Here is a 13,645-nt window from a genome sequence, read left to right as displayed (position 1 = left end):
AATCTTGAATCATTCCCTATTCCCTATTCCCTGTTCCCTGTTCCCTGTTCCCTATTCCCTATTCCCTATTCCCTAGTTATTCAAAAACTAATTCTGAAGGTTGTTCTTTTTGAGAAATAGGAATAGAAATTTCAAACACGGTAAAATTGTCTTGATCTCGATAACAGTGAATATCTCCTCGATGCTGATCGACAACAATTTTATAACTAATAGATAACCCTAAACCCGTTCCTTTTCCGACAGGTTTTGTGGTAAAAAACGGATCAAACAGTCGATTTTTAACTTTATCTTCAATACCAGGGCCATTATCTCGAATAATAATTCTCACTTGATCTAAAGGCGGGAATTTACATTTTTTCTCGCTTAAATTTGGATGAATCATATCCGTACTAATTTTAATAATTCGAGGTTCAGGTTGATTGTCTAAGGCATCAATAGCATTACTCAAAATATTCATAAAAACCTGATTTAACTGTCCGGCATAACACTCTACCCTCGGTAATTTGCCATAATCTTTAATTAACTCAATCCCCTGAAAAGCTCCTTTAGGTTTTAAGCGATTTTGTAAAATTAAAAGGGTGCTATCAATCCCATCATGAATATTAACAGGCTTCATTTCGGCTTCATCTAATCGAGAGAAATTTCTCAAAGACACGACAATTTGACGAATCCGATCCGCCCCCATTTCCATTGAAGATAGAATTTTCGGTAAATCTTCAACTAAAAACTCTAATTCAATTTCTTGGGATTTTTCTTGAATTTCTGGAGTGGGATTGGGATAAATATCTTGATACAATTCCAATAATTCTAAAATATCTTGAGTATATTCTTTAGCATAAGTGAGATTCCCATAAATAAAATTAACCGGATTATTAATTTCATGGGCAACTCCCGCCACCATTTGCCCTAAACTCGACATTTTTTCACTTTGAATTAACTGGGCTTCCTTTTGTTTCAAATCCTGTAACGCTTCACTCAGATGAAACGCTTGAGTTTGGGCGGCTAAGGCAGCAGCACGGGTTTGGGCGTATAATTCAGCTTGGTCAATGGCGATCGCTAACTGATCCACCACCGCCCGTAAAAGCTCCACCTCACTTTCCCGCCAAGGTCGAAACACTTGATAATGATTGCAAACCACCGCCCCCCGTTGACCGGAGCGTGTTTCTAACGGTAATAGCAACAAGGAAAAAATTCCCGCCTGCTGGAAAAACTGACGGGTTGATTCATCCAACACTGTTGTTGTTTCGATATTATCAATTTGAATTGTCGTTGCGATGCGAATTCTTTCCGCTAATAGGGGAATTTGAGCCGGGGGATAATCCTGCAACCCATTGGATAAATTAGGATTTTGGGCTTCGTGGGTGACGGTAAAACTCGGTTGTTGATTCGGCTGCATGGGCAAATACCAGAGAAAATGGCATTGATCCACTTGCAACAACGCTCGAATTTCATTCACCGCCGTTCCTAAAATCGTATCAATATCTAAAGAATCCCGAATTTGACTGGCTAATCGAAACAGTAACCCTTCCCGGCGACTTTGCAGTTCTTCCCGCGCCTTCACCCGATCAATGCCTACGGCTAAGGCATTCGCCACCCATCCCAATACCCCTTGTGCTTCCTCATTGAGAATTTCATCACTACAAATCCCCATCAACCCCACTAAACGACCTTCCACCACCAAAGGAAAATTAAGGGTTTGGTGTCTTGTTTCGGGGAGAGGATAGGGAAAGTTATGGCTTAAAACATCGGTTTCGGTTAGATGGCCTTCATAAACCGTTAACCCCGCACTCGCTTGCAAATCTAACAAATTACTTTGAAGATTCAATGTCCAAATTCCTACCCCTGAGATTTTGGGGTATTGGGTGATCGCATCTGTACAACGGCCCAAAATCCCGGCAATTGACCCCCCATGTCCGAGGGCGGTTCCCACTTCTGCTTCTAATTGAGAAAGTCGTGAGCGCTCTAATAAGATGGTTTCCGCTTGTTTTCGTTCGGTAATATTGCGGGAAACGGCAATCATTTCATCAATAGTTTCTGAATCCTGATTTTGTAACCCATGACAGGTACTTTCAAACCAAATATAGTTTCCATTTCGACATCGAATTCGATAACTAATCGTGTAAATATCTGAGCTATTTTGCAGGAGCAGACATTTTTGATTCACAACGTCTAAATCGGCCGGGTGAATCAACTCATATAACGATTGTCCGATCAATTCTTCAGGTTCATATCCTAAGAGTTGCCGACTGGCTGGAGAAGCATATAAATAAATCCCATCAGGGCTATGTCGGGAAATTAAATCCGTAGCATGATCCGCTAAAAGCCGATAACGAGCTTCACTTTCTCGTAAGGCATCTTCCGATTGTTTGCGGTGAGTAATATCCGTTTGTATACCAATAAAATGGGTTAAACGTCCTTCTCGGTCACGCACGGGAGAAATCGAGAGTTCATTCCAAAAGTACCGACCATCTTTGCGGTAATTTTTCAGGGTAACAATACAATCCTGTTGATGGGTAATGGCATGACGAATGCGGGCTAGTTCGGTGGGATCAGTATCCTCACCTTGGAGGAATCGACAATTGCGTCCTAACACTTCTTCCTGAGCATAGCCCGTTAACCGTTCAAAGGCGGGATTACAGTAAATAATCGGACAATCCGGTTGAGTAAAATCACTAATCACAATTCCACTGGGACTGGCTGTAATCGCCCGCTCTAAAAGTCCCAGACGTTCTTGGGACTGTTTGCGTTCGGTGATATCAATCCCGGTGATAATCAGATGGCTGATTGAACCATTGGGTTGTAGCAAAGCTGTATGTGACCAGGCAATCCAATGGCGTTGGCCATCGGGTCGAATCCATTCGGTTTCCCCCAGGGTGGAGTCGGAATAGGACTCAACTTGTGGAAAAGAGGGTTGAGTTTTCCGAGGTTTGGGATGTTCGTCAAACTCAATCATGATTGATTCTGACGCTAAGTTGCTAGGGTTGGTAACGGGAAATACGGTTAATCCTAATTCATCTAAGGTTTTTCCCTCGACTTCCACCGCTAAATATCCGGTTAATTCTTCACAGGTGCGATTAAAGCGAATAATTTTACCATCGGGATCAAGGACAATCACTAAGGCACTGACGGTATCGAGAACGGCACAAACAAAGTCCCGTTCTTGACGAACAACTTCCCAAACTTGCTTACGTTCATTAATAATATGTTCGAGTTGATTAAATTTGGTTTTTGTTTGAATCAGTTGACGATGTAAATTGATTTGGCTAATAATTTGATGACTCAGGGATTGTAAAGCGTCGAGGGTATCACAGGACAATTCACGGGGATGATAATCCATAATAGAAATCATTCCTAACATGACGTGATCCGTCGTCATTAAAGGAATACCGAGATAAAATCGAATGGGTTGCTCCCCTGTGGCTAAGGGTTGGGTTGCCAAACGTTTATCCTTCCAAGTATCAGGAATAATAATCAGTTTCGGAGGTTGCCTGAAGCTCTGACAGGTCTCTACAAACCGAACTGAATTCTCCGGTTCGACCCTATCCTCCATCCTCGATTCCGGTGGAGTGTGCAATTCCATGATAAACTCACAGAAGTTTAAATACGGGTGTATTGTTCCGGTTAAACCCACTTGAGATTTCAACCACTGATGGGTGGTATCGCGAAATGTAATTAAAGCAATGGGCGCCTGAGCCAGATAAGACGCTAAGTGAGTCAAATCATCAAAGGGAATTTCAGAAACCGTGTGGATGACCTGAGAAAGAGTATTGCCCTCTGGGCTAAACATGGTTTGACCTAAAAATCTTGCATTCATTGATAATCACCATACAGGGGAATGGCTATCTATCAGGAAGCGGGTATGCGACGCTCTGATGAGACTTTACAGTAAGAGCTTGATTCTCAAACCCCTACTCACGGTTGATGATTGACGATTTAACAGTCAATGGTCAACCGTTAACAGTCAACAGTCAACTGACATTTTTTTGACTCGCCTTAGCTGTATGACATTGTTTGTCCAAACGTCCTGATCTCACAGTACAGACGCGCCTGGGCGAAGCCATGCCGTAAGGCTATTGGCGCGTCTCTACATTTATTTACCTTAATCTTAACAAAGGTTTAAGCCCTTCGCGGAACTGAGTCTCAAGTCTTTAGAATTCAACTCTGATTTAATTTTTCCGAAAAATTAAGGATTTTGCACCATTTTTTCGGTCTAACTTGATGTCTATTTTGTCCAAAAAAGTTAAAAAAATTTATTTTTTTTACAAAAATTTAATTAAGATTCTTACAGGATTTAACAAACTGAAGCCCTCTACCATGATAATAGAAAAGTAACACAGATCAAAGTCCCTTGATCATCATCCCGTTTAAAAATACGAGATCGCGGATAGGGAAAAGAAGGAATGCTTTTACTCTATAATTAAACTAATGGCACTTTGGCATTCCGAATCCACATCTAAAGCCTGTTTTGAATCCGCTTGACTGTGAATGAGCAGGGCATCTCGACTAAGGAACATGAATCGCTATGTCTGTACCCCAAGATTATATACCCACTATTTTGGCTGTTGACGATAGTACAGTCATGCAAGGGCTGGTGCAACAAGCATTAGGGAAAGAATACCGTGTTCTAGTGGCCGATAATGCGGTCGATGCTTTATCGATGATTTACCATGAACGAGTTTCGGTTTTGCTTCTGGATGTGGCAATGCCGGGAATTGATGGTTTAGAACTCTGTCGCACCGTTCGCAGTATTCCCCAGTTTCAAAATTTGCCTATTATTATGTTAACGGCACGGGATGGAGCTTTTGATAAGGTTCAAGGTCGTTTGGCAGGTGCAACGGAATATCTGACCAAACCCTTTGATGCTCAACGGTTATCTCAAGTTGTGGGTCAAGTTCTGCAATTAAATTAGGAAGGGTTAGCCACTTATTGGCAAGAAATGTCAGAAAAATTAGCTCAATATGGTATTATTGATAGTGTTCCTCAACTGCTAGATTCTTTAGATTCTACCTTTTGGTCAGTCGTTTAAGAAGTTAGATCAAGGAATACTATAATCTTGAATAATATCACGCTGCTTGAGCCTTTCTAGCATTTCTAAGGAAATCAGATCGCCAAAAAAGACTACATAAAAGTGATCATAAGCTGCAAATTGAACTGATCCCTGGGATTCAATTTGCAGGTGCAAAATCTGATAGCCTAGATAATCATTTTCCCTAAAAAGTGGTAAAAGTTTTTGAACATTCTCCATTGTTAATTTTATCAATAAACCAGAACCCGCTAATATACTATTGCTTTCGGAAAATGGCGAGGAAGCCCCAATACGCTGCGCTTTCATCTGTGAAAAATTAAGCTGATCATCCAGTACCCAAACGGCTAATTGACTTGACTCCCCTGCTAAAGTCATCACAACGGCTTCAAATAAGTCTTCAAGCGCATCATGATTAGCTTGGATCTCACCCTTCAAACTCATAATTGTGTTTCCTGATATAAAGATTTAGGACTTTCTTAAGGTTGTTGCTCTTTTGGCTATTCTAATTAAACTCCGAGGGGAAGTATAGCGATTAACTGTAATTCGAGAGAGGCGATATTTATCAGTATAGCGATTAATTCGTAGCATATTCCCATCATAAAGATACCCCGTTAAATAATAGGGAGATAAGGATTTTTCAACTCTGCGATTTACTCGTCCAAAGGGATAAGCAAAATGAGCAGCAACCCATTTATTTTTATCTAAATCTTGTGTACAGGTTCGGAGATCGAGTTTGGCTTGTTCGAGTTCAAATTTTAAATTTTTACCCTTAATTAAAGTTAATTTTTCATGATTTTGACCATGAGATTGAATATCATAATAGCCGCGTTTATAGCCATCTCGCAATTCTTCACAACTGACATGAGGTATATAGTCTTTTAATCTAACTCCCATTAATCCTGGATTGACAAACCAAACAATTTTAACTTTCTTGTTATAGTTTTCTTCTAAATCTTTTAAAATCGGTAAAACATTCTGATGAACTCCTTCATAACCATCATCAAAGCTAATCATGACAGGTTTTTGTCCTATCCGTTCTTGAGGAATAGGTTGTGATTTTTGAATAAAATAGATAAATAAATCTTGGGTTGTTAAAAACCAATAGTTATTTTGAGCTAAATAATTGAGGAAAGTATATAAATCCTGTTTGAAATAATCATTGTCAAATTGTAACCTATTTTTAGGGCTTTGAGCAATATTAGCTTCGTCAATAATATCGTGTAATCCAAAAATTGGAATTCTGATACTGGTTGTTGTAGCAGTCCTAGCAACCGCCGGAAAACTGAACACAATGACACAGAGTAAGCTCATCAAAAAACTAAGCAAAACCCGATTTTTTCTAAACCATTGTGGTTGAATCAAAGAAATCTTCATGAGTTAATGTATCGTCCTTTTCAGCTAACAAGCGGTTAACTAAGTTAATGACAAATCCATTTTAAACAAACCCGTCCCAATATTCCTTTAAATCCTGTGACAGTTTCAGAAGAGGATCAGGGGAAACAGAGAAGCAGAAAAGGACAGTAGAAAACAAGAAGCGTTGGCTTAGGTGTGCGCGACTCCCTGCGTCCCACTGGCTAACCTTAAGCGGGGTGCATCGTTGTTAACGGGTCGGGAACAGGAAAGGGTTCTTGTTCAAGAGGAACAAACTGATTTTGACTGACATCGTAGGCTAAAATTTCTCCAGTTTCGATTTCATAAACCCAAGCATGAAGATGTAGCTTTCCGGCGTGTAACCGAGATCGAATCACGGGATAGGTTTCTAGGTTCGCAATTTGATTTAAAACATTGGTTTGGGTGGCAATTTTTAACAATTCTTCTCCCGAACATTCAGGATAGTTATCTCGAATAATCCGGCGAATGGATTCTCCATAATCTTTCAACCAGTCGTAAACTAAAGGCATTTCATCCGATAAACTTTGGAGTTTTAGCAATCCCTTAATACTTCCACACAGGGTATGTCCACAGATGACAATTTCTTTAATATTTAAAGCTTGAACTGCATATTCAATTCCGGCTCCTTCACTATTATTTGAGGTTCTGTAAGGCGGAATAATATTACCCAAATTACGCATAATAAACAGTTCCCCAGGTTGCGTTTGAGTCAGCAGGTTGGGAGCAATCCTAGAGTCACAACAGGTGATAAATAAAATTTCCGGGGTTTGACCATGAGAGAGGCGTTCAAACAAGTCTTGATGGGTCTTGAAGTAATTTTCTTGAAAATCATTCAAACCGCTAATAATGCGTTTAATGGGCATACAATACATCCTCAATCACGAACAACTCTGGCTATTAAAGGCTGCTAACTGATAGCTAACAAACAACTGCTTCCTGTATTCTGTTTTAGTGTATCACCCATTTAGCATAACTGAAAAAACAAATACCGCCTAGTTTTTTGGTAAAGGTTGAATCAACTCAATCAGGATATGGCGTTGTTTTCCGTGACAGTGAAGAATCAACCGTCAACCCTCAACAGACAATAGAGTTTGATTTACTCGTTCATATTTCTTAATGTTGCCACCGCAGAAGGTGAAATTCGACTGAGGTAACGGAAGATCCAATATTTCATGATCGTATCTAAAATCACTGGGAAAGTGGCGATAAACAAAAAGATAAAGCTACGATTTGGCGCAATCCCAAAGTGACTAGAAAAGCCTTCTAATAGAACTTCCCAACCATGGGGAGAGTGAAACCCGACAAAGATGTCGGTAATTAAAATAATAATAAATGCTTTGGCACTATCACTCAAATCATACATGACCGTATTCAGCAAGGATTTTAACGCTGCTAACCCTTGAGGATTTAGAATAATCACTAAAGCAAAGGCAATTAATCCGACAAAATCAGCAAAAAGATTACTAATCGCTTCACTGCTTTTATGGTCAAATTCTTTAGATATCTCTTCAGCTTTCTCCTCCATTTTCTTTTCTATTTCTTCCCGTTCAATGGTTGGAGTTTTGTAGAGTAAGCTGGCTAATTGCAGTTCTTCTTCATAGGATTTTAACTCATGAAGTGCTTCTTCTTTCATTTCTGAGTTAAGAAATAATGGAACTTCATGGGTTTGCCGATAATGTTCTACCAGGGGAAAAAAGATAAAGTTTTTAGATAATTGTTGTGCTAAAAGCGGAATTAGAATTAGCATCAAAAGAAAGTTAACCGCCGATTTTGTTTTTTTCCGTGATGCTCGATAGCTATTCATAAGCTGTTCTTCGGAGCTATCGTCTAATTCCGTTTGAATCTTCTTAAACGTGCGTCCAATCGAACGGGGTAAAGCCCCACTTTTTTTACCGTTAAATACTTCTCCAGACGCTTCAACTTCCACAAAGTCAAGAGGGGATAAACCCGATGGGTTGGATTTACCGTTATTAGATCTTTTCACAGATTCAAACTGATAGGTATTTGAGGACAAGGTTTGATGAGAAGAAACAGAATTATATTGATATTTATCAACAATATCATCGATAAATTTTAATTTTTCAATAAATTCTATATCTCCAGAATTATCTAAATTACGAGTGAATTTAAATTTACTTAGTTCAAATTTAATGGTGTTTAAATGCTTTTCAACATCATTAATAAAACATTCTAAAACGCTAGGTGTATATTGGGGTGCATCTTCTGAAACTTTTTGACCTCCAAAATGCTGATCCTCGATGGCTTTTATGGCTAAAGCTGCTTGATAGGCTTGTTCTAAGGCTCGTTCAGGGGTTTTATGAACCCATTGGTTACTGGATTTAAACACATTCAAGAATCGAGCACCTAAACTCCCCTTCTGGAATTTGATAATAGAATTACTCATTTGGATTGTGTTGGTTAAAGCGGGACAGAAACATCAGCAATTCACTGATTTGTAGAAATGTGAAAATTCACATCTCTACATTCAATGAATTGTTTCAGCAAATTACCCCTAACCAGTTAGGAAAGATTTTTTGCCCAATCTGGATAGTATGCTTTTCATCGTAGGATAACCTGAGATTAATTTCAACTGTTTAACTGGGGTGCATCATGGCTAAAGGATCAGGAACAGGAAAGGGTTCTTGTTCAAGAGGAACAAACTGGTTTTGATTGACATCATAGGCTAAGATTGTTCCAGTTTCAATTTCATAAACCCAAGCATGAAGGCGGAGTTTTCCGGCGTGCAATCGAGATCGAATTACGGGATAGGTTTTTAGGTTTTCAATTTGCGTTAAAACATTGTTTTGGATGGCAACATTTAACAAATCTTCCCCAGAATAGTGATGATAATTTTCTCGAACTAAACGTCTTGTGGATTCTCCGTGATGTTTCAACCAATCATAGACTAACGGCATTTCATCAGACAAACTTTGGAGTTGAAGCAATCCCTTCATACTGCCACAGTGGGAATGTCCACAAACAATAATTTCCTTGATATTCAAGGCTTGAACTGCATACTCAATTCCAGCACCTTCACTACTATTTAATGTTCCGTGAGGGGGAATAATATTCCCTACATTACGAATAATAAATAGTTCTCCGGGTTCGGTTTGAGTCAGTAGGTTAGGATCAATTCGAGAGTCAGAACAAGTGATAAATAAAATATCAGGAGTTTGACCGTGAGATAGCCGTTCAAACAAGTCTTGATGTGTCTTGAAATAATTTTCTTGAAAATCATTCAGACCGTTAATAATACGTTTGATTGGCATACATTAATCCTCTGAGAATTAAATAACTGATAACTTGATTTGAGAAACCTTTCCTGTTTCAAAAATAAGTCAATGAATCACCCACTTTGCATCGGTGAGCAAACAAACCCCTCCTACTTTTTGCAGTAAAGGTTTAATTAACTCAATCAAGGTATTGAGTTGTTTTTCATTGGTGCAAACGGTCATGATATAGCTGCTGGTGAAATCGCACTCTAAATCAGAACAGGAAATACCTCTATCTCCTTTTCCAGAAGTATCTTTAATGACGGTATAGCCAGAAACTTTTACCTGATCCAAAATATTCAGTGCATCCTGAATATGAAACGTATCAATGATAATTTCAACTTTTTTGATATCCTGCATAGTACATTCAAAATTCTAGTGGTGAATCCAAGTTGCATCGTTAATTAAACACACGCCTCCCACTCGTTTCAGTAGAGGAGTAACATTGGAAACAATTTGCTCAAGTTGTTTTTCGTTCGTACAAACTGTCATAATGTAAGCGTTACTGAACACTGAGCCTAAATCATCATTAGACAAACCGCGATCGCCTTTTCCAGAGGCATTTTTAATCACGGTATATCCGGTCACTTTTGCTTCGTCTAAGACTTCCAAAACTTCCTGGATTTCTAATGTACTAATGATGATTTCTACTTTTTTCACGGCTTGCATTCTCTAAACTCCCATGTGTTTGATGATTTCTAAATACAAAGGAATTCCCACAATAATATTGAAGGGAAATGTAAGAGCTAGAGCCATGGAAACGTAAATACTAGGATTTGCTTCAGGAACAGTCATTCGCATCGCCGCTGGAACAGCAATATAAGAAGCACTGGCAGATAGCACGGCAAAAAGTAATGTATTTCCTTCACCAAATCCTAAGAGTTTGCCGATAATAATACCGAAAATTGCATTCGCAACGGGAATAAAGACGGAAAAGGCAATCAAAAATGATCCGGTTTTCTTGAGTTCTCGAATTCGCTTTGCAGCTACTAATCCCATATCTAATAGGAAGAAGGTTAAAGCACCATAGAAAATGCCTTGAGTAAAAGGTTGTAATTTTTCCCAGCCTTTTTCTCCCGTTAATAGTCCGACAACTAAACTCCCGACTAATAGAAAAACGGAACCATTTAAAAAGGATTCATGTAGAACTTTTCCCCAAGAGAAGGGTTCACTTTCACCGTTTTTTGACGGAGCAAAAACTCGCACTAACACAATCCCAATAATAATGGCTGGAGATTCCATTAAAGCCAGTGCTGCAACCATGTGTCCGCCATATTGAATGTGCAGTTTTTCTAAGAAAGAACTGGCAGTAATAAAGGTAACAGCACTAATGGAACCATAGGTTGCTGCGATGGCGGCTGCATTATAAGCATCAAGTTTGAGACGCAAAATAAAAAAGCTATAGAAAGGAACTAAAAGTGCCATGACAATTGCAGCAATTAGTGTCAAGGCAATTTGAGCATTAATCCCACTTTCTGCTAACTCGTAACCGCCTTTAAATCCAATTGCCAATAACAAATACAAGGAAAATAGTTTTGGCAAAGGTTGAGGGATTTCTAAATCCGATTTGCAGAAAACAGCTAACATCCCCAAAAAGAAAAACAAGACTGGAGGGTTGAGGATATTAAATAAAATCAGGCTTCCATCCATAAATTAAGGTTTGGGTGTACGTGATGCAAAAAATCTTAACCAAGCTTAAAGAAAATATACTAAGAGAACGGTGAGAAAATTCTAAGAATATTCTTAATCCTAGACTTAGCACTAAAATATAGTATTTTAATAAATAAAACAATATTTTATGTTCTCAATATTCAGATTCCATATCCCAAGTTTCACTCCTGACCTGATTTTAAAAGTTGCGGGTGCGAGGTAAAAATAAGCTAAATGTTGTTCCTTGATTGATTTGGCTATCAACGGTTAATTTTCCGCCATGTAAGCGACAGATTTCTTGAGCAATTGCTAATCCTAAACCTACACCTCCAGTCTGACGAGATCTCGCTTCTTCAACGCGATAAAACCGCTCAAATAAATAAGGTAAATGTTTCGCTTCAATTCCTAAACCTGTATCTTGTATGGTAATTTTAACCTGTTCCTCATCTTGTTGCGCTTCTAAGATAACTTGGCCGCCTTCTTGAGTATATTTGAGGGCATTATCTAATAAATTTAAAAATAGACTTGTTAAATAATCAGGATTTCCAAGAATCCATAAATTTTTTGCAATTGTCTCTTTTAAAATAATTGGTTTAGATGCCGATAAAGGTTCCAGTTGTTCAACCAAAGCTCCCAATAAATTTGTTAAATCTACAGGTTGTAAAAACGAAGGCTGAATCTGTCGCAATTCCAGTCGAGCTAAAAATAGCAACCCATTGGTTAATCGAATTAATCGATCCGCTTCTTTTTCTAAATCTTGTAGTGTTATTTCATATTCTTCTGGGGTACGAATGCGACTTAACGTAACACCTATTCTGCCTTTAATAACCGTTAAGGGAGTGCGTAATTCATGAGCAGCATCGGCGGTAAATCGTCGTTCGTGTTCAAAGGCAAATTCTAAGCGATCTAACATTTTATCAATAGTTTTCGCCAACCGCCCCACTTCATCAGGAGGGCCTTTATAATCAATCCGTTGAGTAAAATTACTAGCACTAATCCTTTGGGCTTTACTAATAATTTGCTGGATGGGATTTAAAGCCCGATTTGCTAAAAACCAACCGCCTAATCCGGCAATTAATAATACTAACGGAAATCCTAATATGATCAAATCAAACAGATGTTTAGATGCTTTATAAACAGGCTCTAAAGATTCTGCTACTTGTAACCATACGATATACCCTTTTGAAGTCTGAATCGGTTGATTATAAACCCGCCAATTCTTCTCAGGAGAACTTAAATCTAAATATCCCTTTTTCTGGGGAATCAATATAGGAATTGCAGAATAACTACCAAAACCATCCCAAATATGACCTTGTTGATCGATTAATCTGACTGCAATTCCAGCTTGTACAAATTGTTCGGTCATGGCTTGAGATTCTTCCGTTATGTGAAAAGCCGGATGACCATCTTTATTAATTAAGTTGCTTAAAGTTTGTGTTGCTGTAACTTGTAAGGTCGTGTTCAGTTGTCTTAATAAACTATGTTCTAAAACAACATAGAGGTAGCTACTAAAGAGCATTAAGGTACAAGCTAATAGTAAAATATACCAAGTTGTTAGTTGTACCCGAATAGTTCGTTTTCCAAAATGTAATTTTTTAATCATTCATTTCTCCCAGCTTTAAACAATATCCAACACCCCGTATTGTTTGTAAAATTTGTTGTTCAAATCCCCGATCAATTTTGCGTCGTACATACCCCACATAAACATCTACAATATTAGAATCGCTGTAAAAATCTAAATCCCAAACGTGTTGCAAAATTTGAGTCCGACTTAATACCTGGTCTCGATGACGCATTAAATATTCTAAAAGTTTAAATTCTAAAGGACTTAATTCGATTAATTTTCCACCCCGTCGCACTTCTCGTTTAACAGTATCCATCGTTAAATCAGCAACTTGTAATACTGTATCTAATTGTAAGGGAGGACGACGTTGTAAGGCTCTTAACCGTGCTAAAAGTTCAGAAAAAGCAAAGGGTTTTACTAAATAATCATCTGCCCCTCGATCTAAACCTTGAACTCGATCTTCTACGTTATCTCGTGCGGTTAAAAGTAACACGGGAGTGATAATTTTATGATTCCGAATTTTACCCAAAAGTTGAAATCCATCCATGATCGGAAGTAACAGATCTAAAATCATTAAATCATACTCAACCGTTGAGGCATAGTCCCAGCCTTTTTTGCCATCGGTAGCCACATCCACTACATATCCAGCCTCGCGTAACCCTTGACTAATAAACTGTGCAATTCCCGGTTCATCTTCCACCAGTAAAACGTGCATTGCTTTTCTTTCCTCATTCACGCTAG

At 38.6% G+C, this 13,645-nt stretch carries 12 protein-coding genes; 1 reads left to right on the top strand and 11 read right to left on the bottom strand.

Annotation, left to right across the window (positions count from 1 at the left end; genetic code table 11):
* Positions 1-76 precede the first annotated feature (76 nt).
* The gene (locus tag PL9214_RS24270) at positions 77-3,787 is read right to left on the bottom strand and encodes a PAS domain S-box protein (protein WP_072722323.1); all 3,711 of its coding nucleotides are present in this window, start codon (positions 3,785-3,787) and stop codon (positions 77-79) included.
* Between the two features lie 735 nt (positions 3,788-4,522).
* Between PL9214_RS24270 and PL9214_RS24265 the strand changes: the two genes are divergently transcribed.
* On the top strand, positions 4,523-4,909 hold the full coding sequence (locus tag PL9214_RS24265; RefSeq protein ID WP_072721684.1) for a response regulator transcription factor: 387 nt from the start codon (positions 4,523-4,525) through the stop codon (positions 4,907-4,909).
* Between the two features lie 126 nt (positions 4,910-5,035).
* Here PL9214_RS24265 and PL9214_RS24260 read toward each other — a convergent pair whose 3' ends face one another.
* The 10 genes from PL9214_RS24260 to PL9214_RS24215 all read right to left on the bottom strand — a co-directional run bounded on the left by PL9214_RS24260 (position 5,036) and on the right by PL9214_RS24215 (position 13,619).
* Positions 5,036-5,467 (bottom strand): hypothetical protein, encoded by a 432-nt coding sequence (locus PL9214_RS24260; RefSeq protein WP_072721683.1) that lies wholly within the window; start codon positions 5,465-5,467, stop codon positions 5,036-5,038.
* 24 nt (positions 5,468-5,491) lie between these two features.
* Positions 5,492-6,400, bottom strand: coding sequence for a polysaccharide deacetylase family protein (locus tag PL9214_RS24255; protein WP_072721681.1), 909 nt, complete (start codon positions 6,398-6,400; stop codon positions 5,492-5,494).
* 206 nt (positions 6,401-6,606) lie between these two features.
* Positions 6,607-7,281, bottom strand: coding sequence for a carbonic anhydrase (locus PL9214_RS24250; protein WP_072721680.1), 675 nt, complete (start codon positions 7,279-7,281; stop codon positions 6,607-6,609).
* Between the two features lie 233 nt (positions 7,282-7,514).
* Positions 7,515-8,822, bottom strand: a complete 1,308-nt coding sequence (locus PL9214_RS24245; RefSeq protein WP_072721678.1) for a hypothetical protein — start codon at positions 8,820-8,822, stop codon at positions 7,515-7,517.
* 190 nt (positions 8,823-9,012) lie between these two features.
* Positions 9,013-9,687, bottom strand: a complete 675-nt coding sequence (locus PL9214_RS24240) for a carbonic anhydrase (protein ID WP_072721677.1) — start codon at positions 9,685-9,687, stop codon at positions 9,013-9,015.
* A gap of 69 nt (positions 9,688-9,756) precedes the next feature.
* Positions 9,757-10,050: a P-II family nitrogen regulator gene (locus tag PL9214_RS24235; RefSeq protein ID WP_072721675.1), complete on the bottom strand. Its 294-nt coding sequence runs from the start codon at positions 10,048-10,050 to the stop codon at positions 9,757-9,759.
* Between the two features lie 15 nt (positions 10,051-10,065).
* The gene (locus PL9214_RS24230) at positions 10,066-10,359 is read right to left on the bottom strand and encodes a P-II family nitrogen regulator (RefSeq protein WP_072721673.1); all 294 of its coding nucleotides are present in this window, start codon (positions 10,357-10,359) and stop codon (positions 10,066-10,068) included.
* 3 nt (positions 10,360-10,362) lie between these two features.
* The gene (locus tag PL9214_RS24225; RefSeq protein WP_072721671.1) at positions 10,363-11,340 is read right to left on the bottom strand and encodes a sodium-dependent bicarbonate transport family permease; all 978 of its coding nucleotides are present in this window, start codon (positions 11,338-11,340) and stop codon (positions 10,363-10,365) included.
* A gap of 199 nt (positions 11,341-11,539) precedes the next feature.
* The gene (locus tag PL9214_RS24220) at positions 11,540-12,943 is read right to left on the bottom strand and encodes a sensor histidine kinase (RefSeq protein WP_072721669.1); all 1,404 of its coding nucleotides are present in this window, start codon (positions 12,941-12,943) and stop codon (positions 11,540-11,542) included.
* Positions 12,936-13,619: a response regulator gene (locus PL9214_RS24215; RefSeq protein ID WP_072721667.1), complete on the bottom strand. Its 684-nt coding sequence runs from the start codon at positions 13,617-13,619 to the stop codon at positions 12,936-12,938. The genes PL9214_RS24220 and PL9214_RS24215 overlap by 8 nt, the downstream gene beginning before the upstream one ends.
* Between the last annotated feature and the right edge of the window lie 26 nt (positions 13,620-13,645).

It is taken from the genome of Planktothrix tepida PCC 9214 (assembly GCF_900009145.1).
Taxonomy (GTDB): domain Bacteria; phylum Cyanobacteriota; class Cyanobacteriia; order Cyanobacteriales; family Microcoleaceae; genus Planktothrix; species Planktothrix tepida.
The sequence above is the reverse complement of the archived record's forward strand: the minus strand, read 5'-3'. Positions and strand labels throughout refer to the sequence as shown.

Bases quoted from the DNA above. Each gene is read 5' to 3' on its own strand.
- PL9214_RS24265 (WP_072721684.1), top strand. From the start codon at position 4,523: ATGTCTGTACCCCAAGATTATATACCCACTATTTTGGCTGTTGACGAT.
- PL9214_RS24240 (WP_072721677.1), bottom strand. From the start codon at position 9,687: ATGCCAATCAAACGTATTATTAACGGTCTGAATGATTTTCAAGAAAAT.
- PL9214_RS24255 (WP_072721681.1), bottom strand. From the start codon at position 6,400: ATGAAGATTTCTTTGATTCAACCACAATGGTTTAGAAAAAATCGGGTT.
- PL9214_RS24260 (WP_072721683.1), bottom strand. From the start codon at position 5,467: ATGAGTTTGAAGGGTGAGATCCAAGCTAATCATGATGCGCTTGAAGAC.
- PL9214_RS24235 (WP_072721675.1), bottom strand. From the start codon at position 10,050: ATGCAGGATATCAAAAAAGTTGAAATTATCATTGATACGTTTCATATT.
- PL9214_RS24270 (WP_072722323.1), bottom strand. From the start codon at position 3,787: ATGTTTAGCCCAGAGGGCAATACTCTTTCTCAGGTCATCCACACGGTT.
- PL9214_RS24225 (WP_072721671.1), bottom strand. From the start codon at position 11,340: ATGGATGGAAGCCTGATTTTATTTAATATCCTCAACCCTCCAGTCTTG.
- PL9214_RS24245 (WP_072721678.1), bottom strand. From the start codon at position 8,822: ATGAGTAATTCTATTATCAAATTCCAGAAGGGGAGTTTAGGTGCTCGA.
- PL9214_RS24250 (WP_072721680.1), bottom strand. From the start codon at position 7,281: ATGCCCATTAAACGCATTATTAGCGGTTTGAATGATTTTCAAGAAAAT.
- PL9214_RS24220 (WP_072721669.1), bottom strand. From the start codon at position 12,943: ATGATTAAAAAATTACATTTTGGAAAACGAACTATTCGGGTACAACTA.
- PL9214_RS24215 (WP_072721667.1), bottom strand. From the start codon at position 13,619: ATGCACGTTTTACTGGTGGAAGATGAACCGGGAATTGCACAGTTTATT.
- PL9214_RS24230 (WP_072721673.1), bottom strand. From the start codon at position 10,359: ATGCAAGCCGTGAAAAAAGTAGAAATCATCATTAGTACATTAGAAATC.